The sequence below is a fragment of the Gordonibacter sp. An230 genome (assembly GCF_002159915.1).
In the GTDB taxonomy this organism is placed as follows: Bacteria; Actinomycetota; Coriobacteriia; order Coriobacteriales; family Eggerthellaceae; genus Rubneribacter.
This window is the reverse complement of sequence record NZ_NFJP01000072.1, coordinates 1-615: the sequence shown is the minus strand read 5'-3', so window position 1 is coordinate 615 and position 615 is coordinate 1. Positions and strand designations below refer to the sequence as shown.

The 615-nt window shown below is 62.8% G+C and carries 2 protein-coding genes; both read right to left on the bottom strand.

The window, feature by feature from the left end:
* The coding region (locus tag B5F40_RS15730) for a hypothetical protein (RefSeq protein WP_140396544.1) at nucleotides 1-188 on the bottom strand (188 nt) is incomplete at its 3' end.
* Nucleotides 188-442, bottom strand: a complete 255-nt coding sequence (locus B5F40_RS15725) for a hypothetical protein (RefSeq protein ID WP_087195206.1) — start codon at nucleotides 440-442, stop codon at nucleotides 188-190. The genes B5F40_RS15725 and B5F40_RS15730, both read right to left, overlap by 1 nt.
* Between the last annotated feature and the right edge of the window lie 173 nt (nucleotides 443-615).

Sequence of the window (615 nt, the reverse complement as noted above, 5' to 3'; positions counted from 1 at the left end):
TCGAGGGGCACCAGCCTACGCTGCCGGATCTTGACCATCGCGGCGGGGACCCAGTACAAGAAGAGCCCGAAAAACACGGTTAGCAGAAAACCGACCAGCAGCCTCAAAGGCCCCGTGGAGCCGAACGTCAAAAAACCAGCCAGGGAATCAATGGGGCCCACAAGAACCTTTGCAAGATCCTCCAGCATCAAATGCCCCCTTCAGCGCACGCTTGGCACGTAAGGTCCATCCCCAGCCCCGACGCCGCGCTTCGCACCCAGGCCTTCTGGGCCGCCAGCTTCTCCTGCTTCCCCCTGCCGCCTTCGACGAGGCCGGCGACCCGACCCGCCAGATCCTCCGAAAGCGCGGCGCGCCGTCCGCCCCTCCTCGCATGCGCATCCGCCGCAGCGGGCGACACTGGGAAAGGGTTCGTGAGCTCCGAAAGCCGCGAATAAGAGGACATTGAGAAAGCTCCTTGAACGTCGGCGAAGCCTATAGGGAAAGGATGGGGAGAATGCTTAGGAGCACCACAGCAACGCAAACCCCTCCCACCCTCAAAGAGGCCCCCATTATTGACCGGAACTTCCAGTCGCTGCTCGGCATGAGGGAGCGGGTGGGGTCCTCCGGGCAGAAGTA